The following is an 881-nucleotide window of genomic DNA, read 5'->3' as shown; positions in this document are numbered from 1 at the left end:
CTTTAGAGTGGCTAACACGACCTCTCAACAAACCGCGAGCAGATGATGGCTGCGGCCAATTTCAGCAGCGCCTGGTGGATGTCCAGTCGCCGCTCAAAGCGAATGCGCAGCTTTCCAAAGCCAGCAAACCACGCATGGGTTCTCTCCACCACCCAGCGATGCTTGCCCAGGCGCTTGCTGCTTTCTATCCCCCGCCTGGCAATCCTGCTTGATATGCCGTGGCTGCGCAGGTGTGCTCTGCATTTGGCGTAGTCATAGCCCTTGTCAGCGTGCAGTTTGCAGGGCCAGCGCTTGGGCCTGCCGCGCAGTCCTCGAACGTGCGGCAGGGCGTCAATACACTTGTCGAACATCATGCAGTCGTGCCGGTTCGCACCACTGACCAGCACTACCAACGGGATGCCCCGGGCGTCTACGACGATGTGCCGCTTGCTCCCGAGCTTGCCTCTGTCCGTAGGGTTGGGGCCTGTTTCCTGGCCCCCCGGGGGCTTGGAACCGACGAGCCATCGATGCTGGCACGACTCCAATCAATCTGATCTTGCTCGCGCAGACGCACGAGCATGGCCTGGTGCAACTGCTCCCAGACACCAGCGGCGTTCCAGTCACGCAGGCGTCGCCAGCAGGTCATGCCGCTGCCGTATCCCAGGGATTGGGGGAGGTCTTCCCATGGAATACCTGTTTGCAGAACGAACAGGATGCCGTTGAGGGCGGCTTCATCGCTCACTGCAAGCTTGCGAGCACCGCCTTTGGCCGATGGCACGAAGGCTGGGATCAGGGGTTGTAGCTGCCGCCACAGTTCTTTACTAACGGGTCGTCGTGCCATGAGGGCAGCGAGCATAACTGCTCTGCGGAGGCCCCGGAGGAAGTGGTGTTAGCCACTCTTA

The 881-nt window shown here is 61.0% G+C and carries 1 protein-coding gene; it reads right to left on the bottom strand.

What is annotated here, in order from left to right; genetic code table 11:
* Positions 1-11: 11 nt before the first annotated feature.
* Positions 12-820 (bottom strand): IS5 family transposase gene (locus AVAK2825_RS24695; RefSeq protein ID WP_284403122.1). Its coding sequence is split into 2 segments (ribosomal slippage): positions 12-490 and positions 490-820, totalling 810 coding nucleotides; the frame shifts between segments, so codons are not numbered across the junction.
* Positions 821-881 lie beyond the last annotated feature (61 nt).

Origin of the sequence: Acidovorax sp. SUPP2825, assembly GCF_030158995.1 — a bacterium.
Taxonomy (GTDB): domain Bacteria; phylum Pseudomonadota; class Gammaproteobacteria; order Burkholderiales; family Burkholderiaceae_C; genus Paracidovorax.
This window is presented reverse-complemented; position numbering and strand designations above follow the sequence as displayed.